The following is a 24449-nucleotide window of genomic DNA, read 5'->3' as shown; positions in this document are numbered from 1 at the left end:
CGCTGCCACCGGATTTTCGGCGTCTGCAGTGGGCGTTCGGGACATGGCACGGTGGCAGGATCCTGTTCCGGGTGAATGGGCGTGCGGGCAAAGTTGAACGCCGCCTAGTTTACACGTGGCTTCCGGGGTTGTTAACGGAAACTCCGCTGCAAAACCGTTTTACCCTCTTTATAATCGTCTGCTAACTTTCGCAGTCAGCGACAACATAATCGAAAAGGATCGCAACCCGTATCATGGACACCCGCCTGCAGTTGCTGACCGACTGGGTCAGACAGTTTTCCGGCTTTGAGCGATGCAAGGCCGAACCGGTCTCCGGCGACGCCAGTTTTCGTCGCTATTTCCGGGTCTGGCAGCGTTTGGGCGAGAATGAGCCCAGGCCCTTTGTCGTGATGGATGCACCGCCAGAACACGAAGATTGTGTGCCCTTTGTCGCTATCGCCCGGCACTGGCACCGGCAAGGCGTGGCGGTGCCAGACATTATCCAGGCGGATCTGAAACAGGGCTTTCTGCTGCTGGAGGATTTTGGCGATCAACTGATGCTTGCGCAACTGACCGATGACTCTGCGGACCAGCTTTACCGGAATGCACTGGATGAACTGACCCTGATTGCCCGGCAGACCTCACCCGCCGACTACCCGCTACCTTCCTACGACACCACCCTGCTTGAACGGGAAATGGCGCTGTTCCCGGACTGGTTGCTGGAACAGCAGTTGGGCATGAATCTCGAAAACAGCGAAAGAGCCTTACTGGACACCACCTTTTCCATGCTCCGAGAAAGTGCACTGGCCCAGCCGGAAGTCACCGTTCACCGGGATTATCATTCCCGAAACCTGCTGGTACGACCAGGCGAGGCACGTCCCGGCGTCATCGATTTTCAGGACGCGGTGACCGGGCCGGTAACCTACGATGTAGTCTCACTGCTCAAGGATTGCTATATCCTGTGGCCGGAAGATCGCATCTGCGACTGGCTGGAGGTATTTCGCCAAAGCAGCTATGAAGCGAAACTGCACCGGGCTGACCGGGAAACCTTCCGCCAGTGGTTTGAACTGATGGGCATGCAGCGCCATCTGAAGGCATCCGGAATATTCGCACGGCTGTCGATCCGGGACGGCAAGCACAGCTACCTGAATGACATTCCCCGCACGGTTCAGTACCTGATTGTTGCCAGCAGCCGGCAGCCAGCCCTGCGTCATTTTCACGAATGGCTCAGCGACCGTGTAATGCCTCTTATTGAGGCCAGCATAGGCCCGGCCCCGAAGCAGGCACAGAACCAGGAGCACTCACTGAAGTGAAAGCCATGATTCTCGCCGCTGGCAAAGGCGAACGCATGCGGCCGCTGACCCTGGCCACCCCCAAACCCCTGCTTTGTGCCGGAGGCAAACCGCTGATCGTTCACCATCTTGAACACCTGCGCCGGGCGGGATTCAGCGACGTGATCATTAACCACGCCTGGCTGGGCGACCAGATTGAACAAACCCTGGGCAATGGCGAGCGCTTTGGCCTGTCCCTGCGTTACTCCCGGGAGGGTGACCCCCTTGAAACCGCCGGAGGCATAGTCCGCGCCCTTCCCCTGATCACCGAGGGCGAGTCCGACTGGTTTCTGGTGATCAATGGCGATATCTGGAGCGACTTCGAACTGGCCAGACTCAAACCACCGGAACAGTCAGACGCCTTGCTGGTGGTTACCGAAAACCCACCACACCACCCCGAGGGCGACTTTTGCCTGACGCCAGAGGGTGCCTTGACCGAGTCCGGCTCTGAGAGACTGACCTTCACCGGCATCAGCCTGCTGCACCGCCGCCTGTTTGAGGGTCTCACGGATCAGGCCGGCAAACTGGGACCGGTTCTGCGCAAAGCTATGGGCCAGGGCCGCGTGCAGGGCCTATACCATCCGGGCCGATGGGTGGATGTGGGAACTCCGGAACGACTGAGAACGCTGGACCGCCAACTTCACAGCGTGGAACCCGGAACCCATGGCAGCCAGTAACAAACACCCCCCATTGCCGGCCCGAATGGAAGCCGAATTTTCCAGCCTGATGCGGGAACTCTCGGCCTGCGGCCATCAGGCCCCGGCCCTGATTGAACGGGCCCAACTTCCCCGCTGGAGCCGACGGTCGCTATTCTTTTTCCTGGGCTACATTGCCAGGGCGGAAGGCCGGGTCACGGAAGCCGACGTCGGCAACGCGGAATCCCTCATCAAGGCCATGAAGCTGTCAGCTCGACAGCGCCGGCGCGCAATCGGCTGGTTTCAGCAGGGCAAGACCGCCGAGAAACTGCCCTTTATCCGAGGTCTCGCCCTGAGGTTGTCCCGACGTCTCTGGCCGGCGCCGGCCCTGAAAATTGCCATCTGCCTGTGTCACGCCAGCCAGCTCATCGGCCGCCCCGGCAAACCCCGGCGTTACCGCTGCGAGGACGCCATAGACCAGATCGGGCTACCCGTGAGCGTCAGCGACGACATCTTTAGCAGCTACGCCAGCAAGGTCTGGGCTCGTTACACAGAGAGCATTTCCAAACCAAACAGTTACCAGCAGGCCTGCGAGCTGTTGGGCGTCACCCGCCGGGATTCACTGGAAGTCATCAAACGGGCCTACCGGAAAAAAGTGTCCGAGTGCCATCCGGACAAGCTGGCGCAGCAGCAGGTCAGTTCCAGCGACAAAAGTCTGGCCAAGGAACGGCTGCTGAATTACCAGCAAGCCTGGGAGCTGATAAAGCGTCACCACGCCACCGACTGAGCATTAATTCAGCGGGATTCCAGCCAGGCCGCAACGCGGCTGGCGACAGCATCCCCAACCACCGCCGACGGAGGGCTGAACCAGGGGATCGGTTGCCGCTGGTAGCCCTCAACCCCGGCCCTACGCAGTTTCTCACCGGCAGTCCAACCGGGCTCACCCCCGCCTGAGCCTGCCGGATGAAGGTCCAGCAACGAGGCGCCAAGCGACGTGAGACGATCCGGCAAGTCCACGCGGTCAACCGGGTAAAATCGCGGCGCGACCCAGACCAGAGCCGAGGCGCTCGCTCCGTCCAGAGTTCGGTCGGTCACATGGATGCTCGCCCCACCGACACCCAAAAGCGCCGGCGCCTCGTAGCCCCGTTCGATCAACTCGGCCAGTCCTGCCTCCAGGACCTGGCTGATCCGGTTGCGGTAGCGAGCCTCCAGATCATCCGCATTTTCCGATTCCATAACGTCAATCATCACCGACTCGGTGGCCGCCTCGTCATTCCCGCCCGACCCCGGGGTGCCCACAACGGGTCGCGCCAGCCTTCTTTGCAGGGCAGGAGACGGGGCTTCCAGGCCAAGCGTCAACGCCGCCCAGCCCCTCGCGGCCAATGCCCTCGCCACCGCTCCGGCCAATCCGGATGCGGCAGTTTCACCTTCGTCAGCCAGAACCACCAAGGCGCCCCGGGCCGGCAGCCTGGTCTCGGGGTAAAACAGCCCCAACGCGCGCTCGCCCTCTTCAAGCTCCAGCCAGACCGCAGCGTCAGAAAACGTCTGACTCAACCCTCGCTCACCGGTACCCGTCCAGACCAGGGAGCGATTCACAGGTTCCGCGCCCGACACCGGTGACTCTGGGGCCTGCTCCGCCGATTGTTCATCCTGGGCAATCGCCGGCAGCGCCACAGCGACCAACACAGCCACCCCAAAAAGCCACCGGACTGGTTGTCCACAAACCTCGATTCTACGCACAGTTCCTGACCCTTTGACTGCGAAAAACACGTCTGAGCTGTTAGACTAGCACTCGCTTTGACTTTGCGGCAGGGGCCGCTGACCACGCCATTATTCATTGTTGTGAGAGAGCCGTCATGAACCCTTACCTGATTGCCCCATCCATCCTGTCCGCCGATTTTGCCCGCCTTGGCGAGGAAGTCGACAATGTCCTGGCCGCCGGCGCCGATATCGTGCACTTTGATGTAATGGACAATCACTACGTCCCCAACCTGACCATTGGTCCCATGGTGTGTGAGGCGCTGCGCAAACACGGGGTGACGGCTCCCATTGATGTCCACCTGATGGTCTCGCCGGTGGACGACCTGATTCGCATGTTCATAGATGCCGGCGCCAGCTACATCACCTTCCATCCGGAAGCGTCCAACCATATCGATCGTTCTTTGCAATTGATCCGTGAGGGTGGCTGCCGGGCCGGCCTGGTGTTCAATCCGGCCACACCGTTACATTACATGGATCATGTCATGGACAAGCTGGACATGGTTCTGCTGATGTCCGTGAACCCCGGCTTCGGGGGACAGAAGTTCATTCCCGGCACCCTGGACAAGCTGCGGGAAGCCCGTAGGCGCATTGATGCCAGTAACTACAACATTCGCCTGGAAATCGACGGTGGCGTCAAAACCGACAACATCCGTGAAATCGCCGAGGCCGGCGCGGACACATTCGTGGCCGGCTCTGCCATCTTCAACACCGATGACTACAAGGCCACCATTGACGCTATGCGCGAAGAGCTGGAGCAGGCCCATAAGGTCATCAGCCAATGAGCCTGGCGGGATTGTTCAGTACCCGCTGGCCGGGCGTTGCCCTGTTCGACCTCGACGGCACTCTGGTGGACAGTGCACCGGATCTGGCGGCGGCCGTCGATCAGATGCTGGAGCACCTGGGCCGTTCCCCTGCCGGCATTGACCGGGTAAGGCAATGGGTCGGCAACGGTGCGAGTGTTCTGGTGCGCCGGGCCCTTGCCGGTCAGGTGGATTGGGAGCCGGCAAGGTCGAAAGACGACGCGCTGTTCAAGGATGCCCTGGCGATTTTTTACCACGCCTACGGCACCCTCAATGGCCGGCATTCGGTGGTCTACGCCGGCGTCGAAGCCTGCCTGACCCACCTGAAAGACCAGGGCTGTCGGCTGGGCGTGGTGACCAATAAACCGGAGCAGTTTGTAGCGCCCCTGCTGGAACAGATGGGCCTTGATCACTGGTTCGACCTGAGCGTGAGCGGTGACACCCTGCCGGTAAAAAAACCGGACCCGGCTCCCCTGCTGCACGCCATGGAGGCTTTGGGTGGAACCCGCGGTACTACGGTGATGGTGGGCGATTCCGCAACGGACGTAAACGCGGCATTGGCGGCCGGCATACCCTGCGTGGCAGTGCGCTATGGTTACAACTATGGGCCTGCGGTCGATTCGCTCGGCGCCGACGCAGTTGTTGATTCACTGGCCGAGCTTTTGTAATCTCACAAGGAACTAACATTGAGCACTTCTTTACGGGAGATTCCTGCCGTGCAGGGACTGAATCTGACTGCAGCGCGAGGCATCCTGACAACCCGCGCAACACGATGGTGGCGATGGCGCACCGGCTGAGGAAGCACGGAGGCTGACTGGCGCCTGCCCGTTGAGCCCGCAGCACCTGATGGAAGCGCAGGCTTCTGTCCACAATGCAGATCAGAATTCAGGAAACCGTACCATGACACCCGAGCAATTCGCTGAGCTCGCCAACGCCGGCTTCAACCGCATCCCTGTGTACCGCGAGGTTCTGGCCGACCTCGACACACCTCTGAGCACCTACCTCAAGCTGGCCAGCGGGCCTTATTCCTACCTGTTTGAATCCGTTCAGGGCGGCGAAAAATGGGGCCGTTACTCTATTATCGGTTTACCCAGCCATGAAGTGCTGAAGGTCTTTGATCATCGGGTAGAGATCAGCCGCGGCGGCGAGATCGTGGAAACAGAAGAGGTGGACGACCCACTGGCCTTTGTGGAGGCCTACCAGAAACGCTTCCATGCGCCGGACCTGGACGAGCTGCCCCGTTTTAACGGCGGCCTGGTAGGTTACTTCGGTTACGACACCGTACGCTACATTGAGAAGCGCCTGCGGAAGAGCTGCCCGCCCGATCACATCGGCACGCCGGACATTCTGCTGATGGTGTCGAACGAGATCGTGGTGTTTGACAACCTGCGCGGAAAGTTACACCTGATTGTCCATGCCGATCCGGCGGTTGAAGGGGCGTTTTCTCAGGCTCAGGCTCGCATTGATGAGCTGGAAAACCGACTGCACCGGCAAACCGCCGATGCCCCCCGCACCCCCAACCACCTGCGCGGCAAAACCGTGGACGAGAGCGATTTCATCTCCGGCTTCAGCCAGGACAAATTCGAAGCCGCCGTGGACAAGATCAAGGGCTACGTGCTCGACGGTGACGTAATGCAAACCGTCATCTCACAGCGCATGTCGATTCCGTTTGAGGCGCCTCCCCTGAATCTGTACCGGTCCCTTCGGGTGTTGAATCCGTCGCCCTACATGTACTTTCTGGACCTGGAAGATTTCCACATTGTCGGCTCTTCCCCGGAAATTCTGGCCCGGGTGGAAGACGAGGAAGTCACCGTGCGGCCCATCGCCGGTACCCGCAAGCGCGGCGCCACCGATGCCGAGGACAAGGCCCTGGAATCGGAACTGCTGGCCGACCCGAAAGAAATCGCCGAGCATCTGATGCTGATTGACCTGGGCCGAAACGATGCCGGCCGGGTGTCAGAAACCGGAACCGTAAAGCTCACTGACAAGATGATCGTGGAGCGTTACTCCCACGTGATGCACATTGTCTCCAATGTCACCGGTCGGCTGAAAGAGAACACCAGTTGCCTGGACGTCCTGCGGGCCACCCTGCCAGCCGGTACTCTCAGTGGCGCTCCGAAAATCCGCGCGATGGAAATTATCGACGAGCTGGAGCCGGTCAAACGTGGCGTTTACGGCGGGGCCGTGGGTTACCTGTCATTCAACGGCAACATGGATACGGCCATTGCCATCCGCACCGCGGTGATCAAGGACAACACCTTGCATATCCAGGCCGGTGCCGGCGTGGTGGCCGACTCCGTGCCCCGCCTCGAGTGGAAAGAAACCATGAACAAAGGCCGTGCGATTTTCCGCGCGGTGGCCATGACCTACAACGATTTCGACCACTAAGGCGGAGGAACAGATTATGTTACTGATGATCGATAACTACGATTCCTTCACTTACAACGTGGTGCAGTATCTGGCGGAACTGGGCGCAGACGTGCAGGTGTACCGGAACGATGAAATCAGCGTTGCACAGATTGAAGCCCTGAACCCCGAGCGCCTGGTAATCTCCCCCGGCCCCTGCACCCCGAACGAGGCCGGCATTTCCATGGAGACCATCCGGCACTTTGCCGGCAAGCTGCCGATCCTGGGCATCTGCCTCGGCCACCAGGCTATCGGCCAGGTGTATGGCGGCAACATTATCCGCGCCGGGCGGGTGATGCATGGCAAAGTGTCACCCGTGTTCCACAAGGACACCGGCGTTTTCCGGGGCCTGAGCAATCCTCTGCAGGCTACCCGCTACCATAGCCTGGTGATCGACAAGACTACCCTGCCCGACTGTCTGGAAGTGACCGCCTGGACCCGCAACGATGACGGCTCCATTGAGGAGATCATGGGGGTTCGCCACAAGACGTTGCCCATCGAGGGCGTGCAGTTCCATCCAGAGTCTATTATGACCGAACAGGGCCACGAGCTGCTGCGCAACTTTCTGAGAACCCAATAAGAGGCCGACACATGGACATGAAAGAAGCACTCAACCGCATTGCCTCCAACCTGGATCTGTCCCGGGAGGAAATGAAGGACGTGATGCGCATCGTCATGAACGGCGAGGCCACCGACGCCCAGATCGGCGCGTTTCTCATGGGGTTGCGTCTGAAAAGCGAAACCATCGATGAAATCACCGCCGCGACTGAGGTGATGCGTGAGCTGGCCACCACGGTCACCGTTAATGCCGAGCCCCTGGTAGACATCGTTGGCACAGGGGGCGATGGCGCCAATCTGTTTAACGTATCCTCCGCAGCATCCTTCGTGGTGGCAGCCGCCGGCGGCTTCGTGGCCAAACATGGCAACCGGGCCGTATCCTCGAAAAGTGGCAGCGCAGACCTGCTGGAAAGAGTGGGCATCAACCTGAACATGAAACCCGAAGAAGTGGCCCGCTGCGTAGAGGAAATTGGCGTCGGCTTCATGTTCGCCCCCGCCCATCACGGCGCCATGAAACACGCGATTGGCCCCCGGAAGGAACTGGGCTGTCGTACGATCTTCAACATCCTTGGGCCGATGACCAATCCGGCTGGTGTTAAACGCCAACTCGTGGGCGTGTTCAATCGGGAACTCTGCCGGCCGATGGCGGAGGTTCTTCATCGCCTGGGCGCGGAGCACATCATGGTGGTGTGTTCAAAAGATGGCCTGGACGAAATCAGCCTGGCCAGTGCCACCCATGTGGCGGAACTGAAGAATGGCGAAATTACCGAATACGACATCACCCCGGAAGACCTTGGCATCAAGAGCCAATCACTGGTTGGCCTGACTGTGGAGACGGCCGACGAGTCCTTCAGTCTGATTAAGGCTGCCTTTGGCCGTGGTCACGATGAGATGGCCGAGAAGGCCCGGGACCTGATTGCCCTGAACGCCGGCGCGGCCATCTACGTCGCCGGTCTGGCAGGCACAGCCAAAGAAGGTGTGGATATGGCACTGGACGCCATGGGATCCGGCCTGGCGGCGGGCAAGATGTCCGAGTTGGCTGACTTTTCTCAGTGTTTTTGATCCTGGCCTGCTGAGATTGCAGCCGGACGAGCTGGTGGGGCGTCCCTTCCGAAACACGCCCGTGAATACATCCCTGTAGAGCTTGGCTGCAGCCATCCATGGCTGCAGACAGTTTCGGAAGGGACACCCCACCAGCTCTCGCATACTTTTTACGGGCCTGATATGACTGACAGACATTTGGATAAGACACCTACGATTCTTCGGAAGATCGTTGATCGGAAGTGGGAAGAAATCGACGAGCGCAAGACCAAGGTCAGCATCGACGACGTAAAGGCCATGGCGGGAGACCAGCCGACGGCGAGAGGCTTCGCGAATGCCTTGCGTACACGGATTGAAGCCGGAACGCCCGCCGTCATCGCCGAAATCAAGAAGGCCTCGCCCAGCAAGGGCATTCTCCGTGACCCGTTTGAACCGGAAGCCATTGCCGTAAGCTACGAAAAAGGCGGCGCCGCCTGTCTGTCCGTGCTCACCGACAAAGACTTCTTCCAGGGCCACGAGGACTACCTGGTCGCCGCCCGCAATGCCTGCAGTCTGCCAGTGATCCGCAAGGATTTCATGGTCGCGCCCTACCAGGTCTATGAAAGCCGGGCCATCGGCGCTGACTGCATCCTGCTGATCGCCGCCTGTCTGACCAAAGACCAGATGCAAGAGCTGGAAGGTATTGCCCATGAGATCGGGCTGGATGTGTTGGTGGAAGTGCACGACGGTGACGAGCTGGACGATGCTCTGACCCTGAAAACACCCCTGGTGGGCATCAACAACCGCAACCTGCATACCTTCGACGTGTCTCTGGACACCACGTTCGATCTGCACGAGCGGATTTCTGCAGATCGCCTCACCATCACCGAAAGCGGCATCATGACCAGAAATGATGTGGGCGCCATGACCAGCCGGGGCATTTACGGGTTCCTGGTGGGGGAATCTTTCATGCGAGCGGAAGAACCGGGGCAGAAACTTCGGGAGCTGTTCTTTCCTGAGGACTAACTCCTCCAGATGGGGTGAGTCGGCGGGCAAGGTTTGCCAAAATCGTGCTGAGCCATGGGTAAAGCACAAAGGGCTTTACGGGCAAGCCATGGACGGCTTGCCATGGACCTTTAGCGCGACGCTGGAGCAATAAGCGCTAAAGGGCGGAGCCGAGCGCACACGGACGTATTCACAGCGTATTTTGGTCAGCCATACTCGTCGGTCCGTGCACCAATCTCTGCACTAAGAATCAATCCTCAGGCTCAGCCAAAGCCTCCTGCAGCAACGCCAATAAATGCGCCGGCATGCCTTCCGCCAGCCTGAGCGCCGCCCCATGCCCCCGATGCGACATTTTGCCCCAGGTCCGGCGCACGATACGCAGCCACTTCTCCCAGTCGTAATCCGCTTTTTCCTCGTAGAAATCCGCGAAATAACGCTCAAGGAACACCATGCAGGCAACATCCTCCAGAAGCTGGGTGTCCTCATCCTGCCGGAGTTCCCGCTTGGTCAGAATCGTTTCCACCCGCTCGCATTCCTCCGCAGGGTAGCCGCAGCCTGCCATAATCTCCGCCGCTCGACGCCCATGCATCCGGCCACAGGCCTGGCGCCATTGATAGTAAGCTTTGCGACCCTCGGGATAATCCTTGCGCGGCATCGTCCAGCGCTCGATGTGCTGGGCCCGACAGGCGATCTGCAGGCGCTCAGACGGTTCCGCCTCCAGTTCGAACAACCAGCGGGTCATATGCAGGCTATAGGCATACTCCTTGGGAAGCAGCTCATCGTCCATCTGTTCCTGGTTCGGATCGGCCAGATTGGCTGCATCGATGGCTTCCAGTGCGCAGTGCAGGCGCGGGGACTGTTGCATAGGGCATGTTACCTGTGGAAAAAGAAGACCCGGATTCACGCCTGAGCTGAGGGGCGCGCCTTGATCCGGTCATACCAGGCCTGGAGGTTGGTCTGCTCCGGCTGGATACGAATGCTCACCACCCGGGCAAAGGCGATGGCAGTGAAAGCGTTGATGTCCGCGGCAGTGAACCGGTCGCAGCAGATGTATTCCTTGCCTTCCAGATGCTTGTCCAGGAAGTGCATGAATTTCTCGACACTCTTGCCACATTCCTCACCCCATTCCTTGATCGGATTCATCCGGTCCTTGAAGTACCCGGTGGTGTGCTGGAAGCACATACCTGCCGGCATAAACAAGGACATCTCAATCCAGCGCAGCCACTGCTCAAGCTGCGCTTTTTCCAGCGGCGTGTCACCCAGCAGTCTCGGAGTGTCCGGGAAGCTCTCTTCGAAGTAGCGGCAGATCGCCATGGTTTCGGCGATGCAGGTACCGTCGTCCAATTCCATCACCGGCACCTTTTTCATGGGGTTGCGGGCAACATACTCGGGAGTCAGGTTTTCACCCTTTTGCAGGTCGATCTGGATGAATTCTGCTTTGTCGAGAAGGCCCTTTTCGGCCATGAACATGCGCACGCGGCGGGGGTTGGGGGCAGTTTTGGTCTCGAAGATTTTCATTGTTATGGGCTCCGTTCCTGATGATGTCTGGCGGTGTAAGAGGTTAAAACCGAAAGACTGACTGCAAAGAAGAGTTGCGTCAAGCAACCAATGCTATCGGGGCAACCAGTTGCGGATCTGCTGGATGATCCACTCAGGCTCATCCAGGGGCAGGTCATGGCCGGCATCAGGATGCAGTTTCAATGTCCACTGCCAGCGCTCTTCCAGGGCCGCACTGCAACGCCAGTGAACAACGCGATCACCACCGCTGGCCAGCAACAAGGCGTCCGGCAGGGGGCGTTTCTGCCCTGGCATGTAACGCGCAGCCGCCGCCAGCTGGCTCATGGCATTGCGGATGCTGACCGGGCGCTGGCGCTGAATGCTGTACCACTGTTTCGCCAGGGACAACGGAACCTCACGATTGCAGGTAAGCCGGAGGATATCCCGTTCACGGTCAAACAGTTCCTTGCGGCCCAAAAGCCTTAGAACCCGGGGCCAGGCCCCTGGGCGCATCCGTTGCCACGTCGGGCTGAAGCCAGAACTGGTGTTGATGAGGATCAGATTCTGAATTTCACCTTTGGGCACGTTCTGGGCCCAGTCCAGAGCAACCATACCCCCCATGGAGAGCGCCAGGAGACTGAATGGCTTGGGAATATGGCTTACCTGCTCACACACTTTTTCACGGATACCCGCCACGGAGGCCGGACTGGCATCCCGATAGTGCACGCCCGTGCCAGGCAGGTCGACGGTGTGAAAGTGGTGGTCCGGGAACGTGTCCCGCAGGCGGGCCGGAAAGTCTCCCCAATGCCCTCGTTCCCGTGTCAGGCCCCGCAAAAGGATCCAGTGCATGTTAGTGAGAATCCCGGTACCAGTGCATAATGGCGGCTTCTCTCAGCATGGACTCCTCTTCCCGGGCCGGCAACCAGTTTTCATGGCTGGCGGCGGCATTGACCAGGAAGTCCATCCAGCTCAGATGAGTACGCAGCACCCTTTTCTGCCTGTGGGGTACCATCGGGTTAAACAACCCCTGAAGCCGGAGCAACTGGCGCGGGCGTTTGCGGATCCAGCGCCAGGAGCCCATTTCCAGTGTCAGCGGCAAGAACACGCCGGCATTCTCACGATTAACCTGTTTGTAGAAGTAATCCCACAAATCACCATGGGTCAGATAGTGCCGGGACTGGGGCTCAAACCGGTAATCGTGGTTCGGGTAGGCCTGCTCCCAGATCAACTTCAGAGCCATTACCGAGGCAATGCGGCGCATCGGCCGCCTCCGGTAGGCATAGGGAAACCAGATTTGATCGTTCATACCAAAACCGGAATGGCAGTCCAGCGCCACACTGAACGGGCGACCGGGCAGCAGCTCACGAATCACCGTTTCCAGGGCCCGGTTCTCGGGCTCCATGCCCTGTTCCGGGTCACCGGTGTACCAGGGCAGCCGGGGCGAAAACTGCTGGCCGCCGAGCAGAAAGGCGCTCCGGTCCTGGGCGGTAATCGGCGCGTTGCGCATCAGGTCCACGCCATTGGGATTGCTGCGCTGATTCAGGTACATGCCCCCCGGATTGAGAATGGGCAGCAACGTGATCCGCACTTTCTGCAGCAGGCCGGCGAGATGCTCATCCCAGGTGACCCGGGCCAGCAGAGACTGTAGCCAGGCCATCACCACCTGGCTGCCGATCCGCTCAAGTCCGTGCACGCCTCCGACCAGAAGCACCGCCGGTACATCGGAACGCGTCGAGCCGATGTCCGCCCGGTAGATGGGCAGGGACAGATCGTTCATGGTTACCCGATCGACCACTTGGCTGGTAACCAGTGCCGGCGCCTCGGCCAGCAGCCGCTCAAGCCCTACCAGTTCCGGGAGAAATGTCCGCAACAGCCGGCGCTGCCGGCCATCCCGACGGGTCTGTTCATTGGCGATACAGGTGTGGGGTGTCAGGTCGCGCAATTCTGTCATGACAGTCTCCGGGTTCAGGGTCTGCGGAGTCTAACTATTGATTGCTACAACTTGTTGACGGTCAGGCACGGGAAAAATATGTCTCCACAAAAGACGCATTTCGAATCGACCCTTGTAACTAAGCTGAGGATCGTTATCCTTGTAGTTACGTATTAACCGAGACTCAAAGTTTGTTCTGTCACAGTTGCGACCTGAACATTGCCAACTACCCGGTCCCTGAGATCTGCGGCCAGCTAGTGTCTGAACCACTCCCCGAATACCACACACCCTGAAATAGGAGAAGCGACTATGCGAAAGCTTACGTCTGCTGCAATGCTTTGCGCACTCTCAATACCCGCCACGGCCATGGCCGAATGCGGCGAGGTATCCATCACCGAGATGAGCTGGGCTTCCAATACGGTCGTTAGTAACGTGGCCACCTTCATCATGGAGCAGGGTTACGGCTGCGATGTCACCATTGTTCCTTCTGACACTGTGCCGGCGGTGACCTCGGTTGCCGAAAACGGTGAACCGGACATTATCACCGAACTCTGGCTGAACTCCGCAGGCGAGGCTTATCTGCGTCTGGAAGAGCAAGGCAAGGTCGAGCGTTTGAGCCGGGTACTGGATCCGGGTGGCGTTGAAGGCTGGTGGATTCCCACCTACCTGGCGGAAAAACACCCGGAACTCACCACCATCGAAGGCGTAATGGCCAATCCGGAACTCGTAGGCGGCACTTTTAATAACTGTCCGGACGGATGGGGTTGCCGCGTTGTCAGTGACAACCTGATTCGTGCCCTGGATCTCGAAGAGGCCGGTATCGAAGTATTTAACCATGGCTCTGGTGAAACCATGGCGTCTTCCATGGCCTCGGCCGTGCAGAAGAAAGAGCCCTGGTTCGGCTACTATTGGGGCCCCACCGTACCCCTCGGCAAGTACGACATGACCCGGGTTGAACTCGGTGAATACAAGCCGGAAGTGCACACCAAAAATCAGACCGCCAACATCGATAATCCTGGCGTTTCCGAGTTCCCCGCCGCTACCGTGCTGACCTCGGTCACCACGAGTTTCAAAGAGCGTGAGCCGGAAGTCGCCGAGATGCTCAGCAAGCTCACGTTCAAAACCGACACCATGAGCGCAGTGCTGGCATGGATGGACGAAAATAATGCGTCGGGCGAGGAAGCCGCTGTCTATTTCCTCAGCAACAACAGCGACGAATGGTCAACCTGGCTGAACGATTCGGCCAAAGAACGGCTGGCTAAAATTCTCAACAACTGATCGACCTGCCCCGCCCGGGACCTCAAGCCAATTGAGTCCCGGGCAGTTTCCCGAAAACCGATCTGATTTCAGACGCGCGCAGGAGAGACTGACCGCCCATGGCAACCTACGATTCCCTGTTTTCATCACTGGGCCTTGAGAAATGGTGTTCTGAAGGCACGAGCGACAGCCCCATGTCGATGGCTGATTTGCTCAACAAAACCAAGGGAGAGAGCGCCGAACCGGCCACTATCTGGGAACTTCCGTTCCCGTCCATGGACGCACTGAATGAATCCTGTGCCGCTTTCCCCCAGTCCCGGGAACTGACCAAGGGGCTGGAACAAGGGTTTCTGGCAATAAAGGACAGTCTCAGCCTGGTGCTTGACCCCCTCACCCAGCCTCTGAGCTGGGCACTAGACGGGGCACTTTACGGGATGCTCACCACGCCCTGGTGGATCGTGATCCCCGTGTTGCTGGCGGTTGTTTATGTGGTTACCAAATCCTGGAAACTGATGCTTTTTGTCGGAGGCAGCATCGTACTTCTGGCGTTCATTGATCATTACAGCTACGCCATGCAGACCCTGGCGATCATTCTTGTCTGCGCTTTTATCTGTGTGCTGTTCGGGGTGCCAATTGGCATTTCCATGGCCCGCAGCGACAAGCTTCAGCGACTGATCATCCCGATTCTGGACATGCTGCAGACGCTGCCTCCATTCGTCTATCTGATCCCGCTGATCTTCCTGTTCAGCGTTACCGAATCGAAGCTTTACGGCATCGCCATCATTCTCTACGCCATTGTTCCGGTCATCCGGCTGACCAATCTGGGTATACGCCTGGTCGACAAAGACGTCATCGAGGCCGCCGATGCCTTCGGCATGACGCCGCGGCAAAAGCTCTACAAGGTCCAGATTCCGCTGGCACTGCCCAACATCATGGCCGGCGTAAACCAGACCATCATGATGAGTCTTGCCATGGTTGTTATCGCATCCCTGGTGTCCGCACCCGGGCTTGGGGTACTGGTTCTCAGGGGCATACGTAATCTGGAACTGGGTGTTGGTCTGGTGTCCGGCCTGGGCATTGTGATCCTCGCGGTCATTCTCGACCGGGTTACCAAGGCATCACTGGCACGCATCAACGTCTCCCAGAAGCAGTGAGGAAAGACCCATGGCAAAAGACATCAAGATTTCGATAAGAAACCTGTTCAAGATCTTCGGCCCGACTCCGGATGTGGCGCTTGAACATGTTCGCCAGGGCATGAACAAGGCCGATCTGCTGGAGCAGCAGAAACACGTTCTTGGCCTGCGGGATATCAATGTCGATATGCACGATGGCGAAATCACCGTGATCATGGGGCTCTCGGGTTCCGGGAAATCGACCCTGATCCGGCACCTGAACCGCCTGATTGATCCAACCGCCGGCGAAATCCGGGTCGACGGTGAGGACATCATGAACTTCAGCGAAGAACAGCTTCGTCAGCTCCGACGGGAGCGCATGTCCATGGTATTCCAGAAATTCGCCCTGCTCCCCCACAAAACCGTGCTGGAAAATGCGGGCATGGCCAAGAACATCCGCGGCTACACCATAGGCGACTTCGAAGCCGATGCCCGGAAGTGGCTGGCCCGGGTTGGCCTTGAAGGCAATGAATACCAGTATCCGCACCAGTTGTCCGGCGGCATGCAACAGCGCGTCGGGATTGCCCGGGCGCTGGTTTCCGACGCACCGATCATGCTGATGGACGAAGCTTTTTCGGCGCTGGACCCATTGATTCGCTCAGACATGCAGGACTTGTTGCTGGCCCTGCAGGAAGAGCTGAAGAAAACCATCGTGTTCATCACCCACGACCTGGATGAGGCCCTCAAACTGGCCGACCACCTGGTGATTCTCAAAGAGGGTGAAATCGTCCAGCAAGGTGATCCCCAGGAGATTCTGATCAACCCGGGCGATCCGTACATTGTCGATTTCATCAGTGATATTAACCGGGCACGGGTTCTCCGGGTACGTTCGGTGATGAGCCCGCCAGACGCCGGTGAAAGCATTTATTCGGGTGATATCTCCGAGAAGGACAATCTGGAGTCAGTACTCTTGAAATCCGGCGGTGACATGTCCCTGAATTACCGGGTCATGCGGGACCAGGAGCATGTGGGCACCCTGCACATGAAAGACCTTGCCCTTGCATTGGTGCCGACGGAAGCTTCAGACGACCGGAGCAAAAGCGCAGCCTGAACACCGCGGCAAGGTTACAAAACGGCTGCCAGAGTCTATGATTCAGGGGAAGCCGACCCCTTCGGCAAACTGGTTTTCCGACCATGTCAAGAACCCTGGCTCTGTGCCTTGTTTTCATTCTGGTCGCCTGCTCACAGCCAGAGGACTCACTAACAGTGGCTCCGGAAGTGGCTGCAAAGGCGACCGAAATTTCCCAGGCAACTCCTGCAACGGAGCCTCGCCGGAAGATAGTTATTGGCGCCGATCCGTGGTGTCCCCACAACTGTGAAGCCGGCTCAGACCGTGAGGGTTACATGGTTGATATTGCCAGGGAAGCCTTTGGGATGGCCGGAATCGATGTTGAATACGTCAATATGAGTTGGGCCCGGGCGATTCAGCAGGCGCGTGATGGGTACATCGATGGCATTGTCGGGGCCCTGCCCGGCGATGCCCCGGATTTCGTCTTCCCGGAGGAGGCTACCGGCCACACGACGACCGTGCTGTATACCCATCCAGATAACGTCTGGAATTTCAACGGCATAGAATCGCTCAGCAATCTGACCTTGCTGGCCATCAACGGCTATTCCTACTCACCCGAGCTCGATGCCTACATTGCGAAACACCAGAATGATCCTGAAAAGGTGTGGATTCTGTCCGGACCTGCCCCCCTCAGCCGGGCAATCGAATTACTGGATAAACACCGCTCGGACGTTTTCCCGGAAGACCGCGATGTCATGGAGTGGGCACTGAAGCAGCAGGGCAACCGCATCGCCCTGCGGATAACGGATGTAATACACCAATCCGCGATCTACATCGCGTTCTCTCCGGAGAGGCAGGGCTCAGAAGAGCTCAGCGACCTTCTCTCACAGGGGACACGAGCCCTGAAGAGTTCCGGGCGGATAGAGCAGATTATGGCCCGCTACGGACTTACCTGGTTGGACTGAAATGCCCGGATCGTATCGTCCTCCGGAGTAGACAGCAGTAACTCCCCCTGTCCCCCGATTTTCGCTGAGACCACTCGCCCCAGCAGGTTCAGAAAACGGTCCTCTTGTTGCATCAGTGCTGGTGCGCACACCATCCGGGTTGCTGCCATCGGGCCGAAGGTGATCCCTTCACTGCCAAGCTTGTAGCTGCCTGTGTAGCGGTTACACGATGACCGGCCGGCAATTCGGTTGCCCTCAAGAAATTCAATGGTGATTCGCGAACGATCAATAATTCCGCCGCCGGCGAGATCTTCAACAACCCATTCCGCCCCCCTGAACAGCCGCTGCGGATCGCCACCACAGCCGTTGAACTCCTCGCCTTTGACGGTGAGGCGCACCTGCGCGGGATACTGGGCGCCCGACATACTGTCCTCACACAGTTGCCGAGCAACGGTCAGGGTAATTGGCCAGTCATCCAGATTGGCAACAAAGATCCGGCCGTGCTGGTTGGCAGTCTGCAGTTCCACCGGAATGCGTCGGGTGCCCTCCTCTTCGTAGGGCCTCGTCAGCAGGAGCTCCTGGCCTTCGATCGTCGCATGCCAGAACGGCTCGTTGCCTCTGGCCTCGAAGGGCATCTCCAGACCACCCGGCTGCAAACATTCGGGATAGGTCTGTCCCTGCATGGTCAGGGTTGCTCTCTCTCCCTTGCTCCAAAACCGGGTCGTTTCATCTCCGGGAGCGACATACAGAGCACCAGAGGCACTCTCTGCCGGCTCCAGCAAAATGCGGCGATCAAGATAATCCACGCCGATCAGATTGCTGTCTTCAACACTGGATACCACAATCTCAAGCTGCCCGCAGGAGTACACCCCGGAAACGCGCTTACTGGCTTTGGGCAGGAAGGAGCAGGCAGTGGTGGCAAGTCCGGCAGAGATGACGACGGACAGCATCAATACTCGTCGTGAGCACATGGTCAGTTCCCTTGAAGACATGAATACGTTCGAACATTTTAAAACCCAACAGCGACAATGGCCAATACCAGTGAATATCGAGGCAGCGCTTCTTATACGGAGCGACCGACATTATGCTAGAGGGCCGTATTCAGGAGACAAACCATGGCGCTTAAACTTTACCAATTTGCCATTTCCCATTACTGCGAGAAAATTCGCTGGGCCCTTGATTTCAAAGAGCTCAGCTATGAGACCGCTAACCTGCTGCCGGGCCAGCATGTAAAAACCATCAGAAAACTGACGGGCAACGCGTCGTCAGTTCCTGTGCTTGCCCACGATGGGCACATAATTCAGGGCTCGGCCCGGATCCTGGATTATCTGGACGAGACGTTTCCCGAGAAGCCACTTACCCCGGATAATGCAGATTTCAGGGAACAGGCGCTGGCCTGGGAGCAGCGGCTTGACGAAGAAGCAGGGCCTGCCATTCGCTGTTATTCCTACCACCATTTCCTCCAGCGTCCCAAAATAGTAGTGCCCATGCTGGCCGCCGGCACACCATTCTATAACCGGATACTGCTCCGTCTGGCCTTCAGCCGGGTTGATGAGGTCATGCGGAAATGGATGAAGATCAACGAGAAAACCGCCGAGAAATCCCGACAGGCCATGGAGGGTCTGCTCACCGAATTGGCCGGCATATACAGCAAACAACCGTTCCTGGTCGGGGACCATTTTTCCCGGGCCGATCTGACGGCCGCAGCGCTGTTTGCTCCCCTCTTCCAGCCCCCGGAGTACCCCGTGCCCTGGCCCAAACCGGAACGTATTCCCAAAGACATCAATACTTGGCTGAAACAGTGGCAACCGCAACTCCAGGCTCTGGAGAAAGTTTACGTCGACAACCGCATGGCAAACTGACACCTGACCACTGGCGGAAATCGCCAGCCAAACTGGCGTGAACCGACATTCCCTCTGGCCGGTTCCGTGCCACAATACTGCCGGTAGAACAAAAATACCGGCGGGAATCTTATGGCTTTGACCGACATGATGCTGGCCATGCTCGAAAACAGCGGCGTGCTCGCCCTCTGGCAGGCAGCCTCTCCGTGGTTGGCACTGGACGAACGGCAGTTGATCTTTATGATGGCCACACCCGTGTTCGTGGCCGTTGCCCTATGGGAATACCTGAAGATACGGCACAACCCACGTCTAATGGACACCCGCGAAGCGATACGCAACTTTGCACTTGGAGCCGGCTACCAGGTTACCGAGCTTCTGTTTGCCGGCCTCGTTGCATTTCCGGTCTATGCCCTGTGTTACCACTACCGCATTCTCGATCTTGAGCTGAACTGGCTCACCGCCTTCCTGGTTTTCCTGGGTGTGGATTTCTGCTTCTACTGGATGCACCGGGCCAGTCACCGAATGCGTTGGTTCTGGGCAGCCCATGTGGTGCACCACTCCTCCGAGCGGATGAATTTTTCCACCGCCATGCGCCAGAATGCCACCAACATTTTCAATGGCATGTGGATCTTTTACCTGCCTCTGGCTCTGCTCGGCTTCAATCCGGTCTGGATCGGGGTGGCTTACGCTTTCTCGCTGGTGTACCAGTTCTTTATCCACACCACCCTGGTAGGACGGCTGCCTGGCTGGGTTGAGACCGTATTCAACACTCCGAGTCACCATCGCGTCCATCACGGCCGGAACCCCGGCTATATCGACAGGAATTATGGCGGCACTCTGATTGTCTGGGACCGCCTGTTCGGCTCGTTTGTGGACGCGGACGCCAAGGAGCCCCCGGAGTATGGTATTACCCGACCGGTGCATTCCACCAACCTGATTGTGCTCTGGACTCACGAATACGTGGACCTGTTCCGCGACATGGCACAGCCAGGCAGACTATGGTCTCGCCTCAAACATTTATGGAAACCGCCGGAGTGGCAACGCCCGGTAATGGACAAGAATAACAAGGACCCGGGCAACCGCCATGAACAAACTCCCCCTGAAGCTGGACGCACCTGACGGCCACACCGTTTCCGGCAGCCTGTTTTCCCCTGGCCACACCCGGGCGGTTTTGGTTGTTTCCCACGGCATGGCAGAACACGCTGGCCGATATACCGATTTCGCCGAGTGGCTGTGCCATCACGGCATAGCCGTTGTTACCTTTGATCACCGCGGTCATGGCCCAACCTGTGCACCTGATCAGCTGGGTCATTACAGCGATCGGAATGGCTGGCACAAAGTCGTCGAAGACCTGCACCAGGTAATCCGATATGCCCGAAACCAATACCCTGCCAGACCCCTTATCCTGTTCGGCCATAGCATGGGCTCATTCATTGCCCAGAGTTGCGTCCAGCGCCATGGCGAATCCGTGGACACTCTGATCCTCAGCGCCACCAACCGCATTCACCGCCCCGAGCTTCTGGCCTCAAGGTTTCTGATCGGCCTGATCAGGCTGTTTCGCGGCCGGTCCCACCGCAGTGCGACCATTACCAGGATGACCTTCGGCAAATTCAACAGACACTTCCGCCCCAACCGCACCCGTTGCGACTGGCTGAGCCGCGACACGGCACAGGTGGATAAATACCTGGCGGACCCGCTCTGCGGGTTCGAATGCACAACGGGGCTGTGGCATGATTTCGTTGAGGGTATGCTGTCTATCAATCCGGCGCTGTGGCGCAAAGACCTGCCGGTTCACCTGTTCGCGGGTACCGAGGATCCGGTGGGGGAAATGGGCCAAGGCATCCGGTCGCACTTCCGGGCCATTCGCGAAGCGGGGATTGAAACGGTGACACTCAGGCTTTTCGAGGGTGGCCGTCATGAAATGCTCAATGAAACCAACTCAGAGGACGTATGGCAGTATATATTGCAGTGCATGGCGGGCAGCATCCGCTACTCAGAGGCCTCTGTGCCGGCCTGATCACTCTCTCGCTGACACTGGTCTCCGCCTGTAGTCAGGCGGCTATGGTCACGGCTGCGGTGGCGGCCAACTTTACGGCCACCATGGAGAAACTGATTCCCCGGTTTGAGCAAAAGACCGGCCACACCGTCCGGGCCAGCTATGGCTCAACCGGCAAGCTCTATGCTCAGATTCGTCATGGCGCCCCCTTCGAGGTTTTCCTTGCGGCCGACCAGGCCCGACCTGAGCGGCTGGAACGAGAAGGCGACGGCGTTGCAGACACGCGCTTCACCTACGCCAGGGGTCGACTGGTGCTCTGGAGCCGGGAAGGCAATCTGCTCTCTGACCCGAAATCGTTTCTGGCCTCGGCTTCCGGTCCCAGGATCGCCATCGGCAATCCCAAGACCGCCCCATACGGCATGGCGGCAATGGAAGTGTTCGATCACCTGAATTTGTCGGAAACCGTCCGGCCTCGGCTGGTCAGCGGCGACTCCATTGCCCAGACCTTTCAGTTCGTGGCAACCGGCAATGCCGGGGCCGGTTTCGTGGCACTGGCTCAGGTCCGGGCCTGGAACCAGACCGGAGGATCAGCCTGGCTGGTGCCTGAATCCCTGCACAGCCCGATTAACCAGCAGGCCCAGCTACTCACTCGTGGTAAAAGCAACGCAGGAGCGGTCGCCTTTCTTGCGTTCCTCAAAAGCAAAGAGGCCCGGGCAATTATTGAAAAAGACGGCTACGATACGGAACCAGTGCCGACAGACTGAGTCGGCCACCTGATTCACCGAGCGGAGTACCCATGAGCCCGGAATGGCAGGCCGTCTGGCTGACCCTGAAACTTGCTGGTATCACCACGGCCCTGTTGCTGGTGATCGGAACTCCCATTGCCTGGTGGCTTGCCCGAAGCCGGCATTGGGCGCGCCAGCCGATCTCAGCGCTTGTAGCCCTGCCGCTGGTTTTGCCGCCGACGGTGCTTGGTTTTTATCTGCTGATACTACTGGGCCCTGACGGCGCCATTGGTCAGTTGACGGAGCGCCTGGGGATTGGCCTGCTCCCATTTACCTTTGAAGGTCTGGTCGTGGCTTCTGTCATCTACTCGCTGCCATTTACCGTGCAACCATTACAGAATGCCTTCCTGACCATCAACGACAATCTGCTGGAGGCGGCTGCCACTCTGCGAGCTTCACCCCGGGATCGGTTTTTCTCGGTGGTTATCCCCCTGGCCCGGCCCGGCTTTCTTACGGCGGCGGTTCTTACCTTTGCTCACACCATTGGTGAATTTGGTGTCGTGCTGATGATCGGCGGCAGTATCCCGGGTGAGACCAAAGTGCTTTCGGTGGCCATTTTCGACCATGTCGAGGCCCTGGAATACACCCAGGCTCACTGGCTCTCCGCCGGCATGCTGTTATTTTCCTTCGTGGTACTAGTCAGCCTTTACTCCCTGAATAACCGGCTGCAACCCGGGGTGGTAAGATGAGCCAGATCCAGGCCAGCTTCCAGTGCCGTTTCGAAAACTTCGAGTTGTCTGTGGATATTACTCTGCCGGGTAAAGGAGTCACTGCCCTGTTTGGACATTCCGGCTGCGGCAAAACGACCCTGTTGCGTTGCATTGCCGGGCTTCAGACCTCAGACGGTTACCTGAACGTCGCCGGCGAATGCTGGCAGGACAGCTCGGGGTTCCGGCCCACGCACCAGCGTCCACTGGCCTATGTATTCCAGGAAACCAGCCTGTTTCCCCACCTTTCTGTGCGTGGCAACCTGAACTATGGCTACCGGCGTATTTCTCGGACTGAGCGCCGGATCAGCTTTGATCAGGCGGTTGACTGGCTGGGGCTCACGCGTCTGCTGAATCGAATGCCGGCCAAACTCTCCGGTGGTGAACGCCAGCGAGTTGCCATTGCCCGCGCCCTGCTAACCAGTCCCCGGTTGCTACTGATGGATGAACCCCTGTCGGCACTGGACCAATCCAGCAAGCAGGAGATCATGCCTTATCTCGAGAATCTGCGGGAGAGCCTCGCCATTCCGGTGATCTATGTATCCCATTCCGCAGCGGAAGTGGCACGTCTTGCCGATCATATCGTAATGATGGATAACGGCCGGGTGGTCGCCGAAGGGCCGCTTCAGGAAACCCTGGCACGAACAGACCAGCCATTCGGCCTTGAAGAGGATGCCGGGGTCATTCTCAACGCAACCATCGAGCAGGTTGAGCCTGAGTGGCATTTATGCCGGGCGAGATTTGAGGGTGGCGAGTTATGGCTGCGTTTGCATGACGGATTCGTTCCCGGCAAACCGGTCAGAGTCAGGGTGCTGGCGCGGGACATCAGTATCGCACTGGCGTCGCATCCGGACCAGAGCATTCAGAATCTGGCCCCGGCAGTCATTGACGAAATTGCCCGGGAGGTAACACCGGGCACATCGATGGTTCGACTTTTGGCCGGAAGGACGCCTTTTCTGGCCCGCCTGACAACCCGGTCACTGCATCAGTTAAATCTGGAGGCCGGCAGGAAGGTCTGGATGCAGATCAAATCCGTGGCGATTGTCGACTGAATCACCACGAGATGCGGTCCGCTGTCTGCCTTAGCGGGTGCCGTACACCACCATGGTCTTGCCCTTGACCCGGACCAGCCCCTGATCTTCCAGAGTCTTCAGGACCCTTCCGACCATTTCCCGGGAACAGCCGACAATGCGGCCGATTTCCTGGCGGGTAATCTTGATCTGCATGCCATCCGGATGGGTCATGGCATCCGGCTCTTTGCACAGGTCGAGGAGAGTGCGGGCCACACGACCGGTGACATCCAGGAACGCCAGATCACCCACCTTGCGAGTCGTCTGGCGCAGCCGGGAGGCCATCTGTTCACCAATGAAATACAGCACCCGGGGATCCTGCTGGGCAATCTCCCGAAACTTGGTGTAGCTGATCTCGGCGACTTCGCATTCGGTCTTGGCCTTCACCCAGGCGCTGCGGGAGTCCATGTTGTCGAACAACCCCATCTCACCGAAGAAATCACCGGCGTTCAGATAGGCCATGATCATCTCGCGACCGTCGTCATCCTCAATGATGACGGTTACCGAGCCTTTGACGATGTAAAACAGGGAGTCGCTCTTGTCCCCGGCGTAAATGATCGTACTCTTGGCGGGATAGCGCCGACGATGGCACTGCGACAGGAAATAATCCAGATGCTTGGTTTTCTGCTCAACCGGCTTGACGATAGTGGCCATAATGCGAGTCGTGCCTCCTCAAATACTGGCGGGTTCCATTGTTTGTTATTCACCCGGCTTTCCGTGCGGGTTCGTTCTTTTTTCCTACAAAA

26 protein-coding genes are annotated in these 24449 nt (G+C 58.5%); 19 read left to right on the top strand and 7 right to left on the bottom strand.

The window, feature by feature from the left end; all coding sequences use genetic code 11:
- Nucleotides 1-233 precede the first annotated feature (233 nt).
- From ACN0XM_RS12430 to ACN0XM_RS12420, 3 genes are read left to right on the top strand one after another with little or no spacing between them, the layout of a single operon-like run.
- The gene (locus tag ACN0XM_RS12430) at nucleotides 234-1292 is read left to right on the top strand and encodes an aminoglycoside phosphotransferase family protein (protein ID WP_417567259.1); all 1059 of its coding nucleotides are present in this window, start codon (nucleotides 234-236) and stop codon (nucleotides 1290-1292) included.
- Nucleotides 1289-1987 carry an N-acetylmuramate alpha-1-phosphate uridylyltransferase MurU gene (gene murU / locus ACN0XM_RS12425; protein ID WP_417567258.1) on the top strand — a complete coding sequence of 233 codons (699 nt, stop codon included), beginning with the start codon at nucleotides 1289-1291 and terminating at the stop codon, nucleotides 1985-1987. Before ACN0XM_RS12430 ends, murU begins: the two co-directional genes overlap by 4 nt.
- On the top strand, nucleotides 1974-2732 hold the full coding sequence (locus ACN0XM_RS12420) for a DnaJ domain-containing protein (RefSeq protein WP_417567257.1): 759 nt from the start codon (nucleotides 1974-1976) through the stop codon (nucleotides 2730-2732). The genes murU and ACN0XM_RS12420 overlap by 14 nt, the downstream gene beginning before the upstream one ends.
- Nucleotides 2733-2740: 8 nt before the next feature.
- On the opposite strand, the gene ACN0XM_RS12415 is transcribed toward ACN0XM_RS12420, so the two are convergent.
- Nucleotides 2741-3637, bottom strand: coding sequence for a DUF3530 family protein (locus tag ACN0XM_RS12415; protein ID WP_417567256.1), 897 nt, complete (start codon nucleotides 3635-3637; stop codon nucleotides 2741-2743).
- 164 nt (nucleotides 3638-3801) lie between these two features.
- Here ACN0XM_RS12415 and rpe point away from each other — a divergent pair, with 164 nt between their 5' ends.
- From rpe to trpC, 6 genes are all read left to right on the top strand, one after another.
- The gene (rpe, locus tag ACN0XM_RS12410) at nucleotides 3802-4488 is read left to right on the top strand and encodes a ribulose-phosphate 3-epimerase (RefSeq protein WP_417567255.1); all 687 of its coding nucleotides are present in this window, start codon (nucleotides 3802-3804) and stop codon (nucleotides 4486-4488) included.
- On the top strand, nucleotides 4485-5174 hold the full coding sequence (locus tag ACN0XM_RS12405) for a phosphoglycolate phosphatase (protein WP_417567254.1): 690 nt from the start codon (nucleotides 4485-4487) through the stop codon (nucleotides 5172-5174). The genes rpe and ACN0XM_RS12405 overlap by 4 nt, the downstream gene beginning before the upstream one ends.
- Nucleotides 5175-5406: 232 nt before the next feature.
- Nucleotides 5407-6894: an anthranilate synthase component I gene (gene trpE / locus ACN0XM_RS12400; protein ID WP_417567253.1), complete on the top strand. Its 1488-nt coding sequence runs from the start codon at nucleotides 5407-5409 to the stop codon at nucleotides 6892-6894.
- Between the two features lie 16 nt (nucleotides 6895-6910).
- On the top strand, nucleotides 6911-7492 hold the full coding sequence (locus ACN0XM_RS12395; protein WP_417567252.1) for an aminodeoxychorismate/anthranilate synthase component II: 582 nt from the start codon (nucleotides 6911-6913) through the stop codon (nucleotides 7490-7492).
- An 11-nt stretch (nucleotides 7493-7503) separates the two neighbouring features.
- Nucleotides 7504-8532, top strand: coding sequence for an anthranilate phosphoribosyltransferase (trpD, locus tag ACN0XM_RS12390; protein WP_417567251.1), 1029 nt, complete (start codon nucleotides 7504-7506; stop codon nucleotides 8530-8532).
- 162 nt (nucleotides 8533-8694) lie between these two features.
- Complete coding sequence (gene trpC, locus ACN0XM_RS12385; RefSeq protein ID WP_417567250.1) at nucleotides 8695-9516, top strand: indole-3-glycerol phosphate synthase TrpC; 822 nt, start codon at nucleotides 8695-8697, stop codon at nucleotides 9514-9516.
- A gap of 229 nt (nucleotides 9517-9745) precedes the next feature.
- Here the strand turns inward: trpC and ACN0XM_RS12380 are convergent, their stop codons facing one another.
- The 4 genes from ACN0XM_RS12380 to ACN0XM_RS12365 form a co-directional block, all read right to left on the bottom strand.
- Entirely contained in the window at nucleotides 9746-10360 is a 615-nt protein-coding gene (locus ACN0XM_RS12380) for a DUF4202 domain-containing protein (protein ID WP_417567249.1), read from the bottom strand.
- 35 nt (nucleotides 10361-10395) lie between these two features.
- Nucleotides 10396-11013, bottom strand: coding sequence for a glutathione S-transferase family protein (locus ACN0XM_RS12375; RefSeq protein ID WP_417567248.1), 618 nt, complete (start codon nucleotides 11011-11013; stop codon nucleotides 10396-10398).
- A gap of 93 nt (nucleotides 11014-11106) precedes the next feature.
- A complete protein-coding gene (locus tag ACN0XM_RS12370) occupies nucleotides 11107-11841 on the bottom strand; it encodes an alpha/beta fold hydrolase (RefSeq protein ID WP_417567247.1) in 735 nt (244 codons plus the stop codon).
- Between the two features lies 1 nt (nucleotide 11842).
- Nucleotides 11843-12943 (bottom strand): M14 family zinc carboxypeptidase, encoded by a 1101-nt coding sequence (locus ACN0XM_RS12365; protein ID WP_417567246.1) that lies wholly within the window; start codon nucleotides 12941-12943, stop codon nucleotides 11843-11845.
- A gap of 288 nt (nucleotides 12944-13231) precedes the next feature.
- On the opposite strand from ACN0XM_RS12365, the gene ACN0XM_RS12360 reads away from it, so the two are divergent.
- From ACN0XM_RS12360 to ACN0XM_RS12345, 4 genes are all read left to right on the top strand, one after another.
- On the top strand, nucleotides 13232-14200 hold the full coding sequence (locus tag ACN0XM_RS12360; protein ID WP_417567245.1) for an ABC transporter substrate-binding protein: 969 nt from the start codon (nucleotides 13232-13234) through the stop codon (nucleotides 14198-14200).
- A gap of 98 nt (nucleotides 14201-14298) precedes the next feature.
- Nucleotides 14299-15333 carry an ABC transporter permease gene (locus ACN0XM_RS12355; RefSeq protein WP_417567244.1) on the top strand — a complete coding sequence of 345 codons (1035 nt, stop codon included), beginning with the start codon at nucleotides 14299-14301 and terminating at the stop codon, nucleotides 15331-15333.
- A gap of 10 nt (nucleotides 15334-15343) precedes the next feature.
- Nucleotides 15344-16402, top strand: a complete 1059-nt coding sequence (locus tag ACN0XM_RS12350) for a quaternary amine ABC transporter ATP-binding protein (RefSeq protein WP_417567243.1) — start codon at nucleotides 15344-15346, stop codon at nucleotides 16400-16402.
- An 83-nt stretch (nucleotides 16403-16485) separates the two neighbouring features.
- Nucleotides 16486-17325 (top strand): substrate-binding periplasmic protein, encoded by an 840-nt coding sequence (locus tag ACN0XM_RS12345; RefSeq protein WP_417567242.1) that lies wholly within the window; start codon nucleotides 16486-16488, stop codon nucleotides 17323-17325.
- Here ACN0XM_RS12345 and ACN0XM_RS12340 read toward each other — a convergent pair.
- Nucleotides 17301-18275, bottom strand: coding sequence for an META domain-containing protein (locus ACN0XM_RS12340; RefSeq protein ID WP_417567241.1), 975 nt, complete (start codon nucleotides 18273-18275; stop codon nucleotides 17301-17303). The genes ACN0XM_RS12345 and ACN0XM_RS12340 overlap by 25 nt on opposite strands.
- 144 nt (nucleotides 18276-18419) lie before the next feature.
- Here ACN0XM_RS12340 and ACN0XM_RS12335 point away from each other — a divergent pair, with 144 nt between their 5' ends.
- The 6 genes from ACN0XM_RS12335 (at nucleotide 18420) to modC (ending at nucleotide 23685) form a co-directional block, all read left to right on the top strand.
- Nucleotides 18420-19166 carry a glutathione S-transferase family protein gene (locus ACN0XM_RS12335; protein ID WP_417567240.1) on the top strand — a complete coding sequence of 249 codons (747 nt, stop codon included), beginning with the start codon at nucleotides 18420-18422 and terminating at the stop codon, nucleotides 19164-19166.
- Nucleotides 19167-19277: 111 nt separating this feature from the next.
- Nucleotides 19278-20264, top strand: coding sequence for a sterol desaturase family protein (locus tag ACN0XM_RS12330; protein ID WP_417567239.1), 987 nt, complete (start codon nucleotides 19278-19280; stop codon nucleotides 20262-20264).
- Nucleotides 20230-21162 (top strand): lysophospholipase, encoded by a 933-nt coding sequence (locus tag ACN0XM_RS12325; RefSeq protein WP_417567238.1) that lies wholly within the window; start codon nucleotides 20230-20232, stop codon nucleotides 21160-21162. The genes ACN0XM_RS12330 and ACN0XM_RS12325 overlap by 35 nt, the downstream gene beginning before the upstream one ends.
- A complete protein-coding gene (gene modA / locus ACN0XM_RS12320) occupies nucleotides 21096-21905 on the top strand; it encodes a molybdate ABC transporter substrate-binding protein (protein WP_417567237.1) in 810 nt (269 codons plus the stop codon). Before ACN0XM_RS12325 ends, modA begins: the two co-directional genes overlap by 67 nt.
- A 32-nt stretch (nucleotides 21906-21937) precedes the next feature.
- A complete protein-coding gene (gene modB / locus ACN0XM_RS12315) occupies nucleotides 21938-22615 on the top strand; it encodes a molybdate ABC transporter permease subunit (protein ID WP_417567236.1) in 678 nt (225 codons plus the stop codon).
- Nucleotides 22612-23685, top strand: coding sequence for a molybdenum ABC transporter ATP-binding protein (gene modC, locus ACN0XM_RS12310; protein ID WP_417567235.1), 1074 nt, complete (start codon nucleotides 22612-22614; stop codon nucleotides 23683-23685). Before modB ends, modC begins: the two co-directional genes overlap by 4 nt.
- A 30-nt stretch (nucleotides 23686-23715) precedes the next feature.
- Here the strand turns inward: modC and crp are convergent, their stop codons facing one another.
- Entirely contained in the window at nucleotides 23716-24357 is a 642-nt protein-coding gene (gene crp / locus ACN0XM_RS12305; protein WP_007153756.1) for a cAMP-activated global transcriptional regulator CRP, read from the bottom strand.
- Between the last annotated feature and the right edge of the window lie 92 nt (nucleotides 24358-24449).

It is taken from the genome of Marinobacter sp. (assembly GCF_048269445.1).
GTDB lineage: Bacteria > Pseudomonadota > Gammaproteobacteria > Pseudomonadales > Oleiphilaceae > Marinobacter.
Note: the sequence above shows the minus strand (reverse complement) of the source record. Positions and strands in the feature narration are given on the sequence as shown.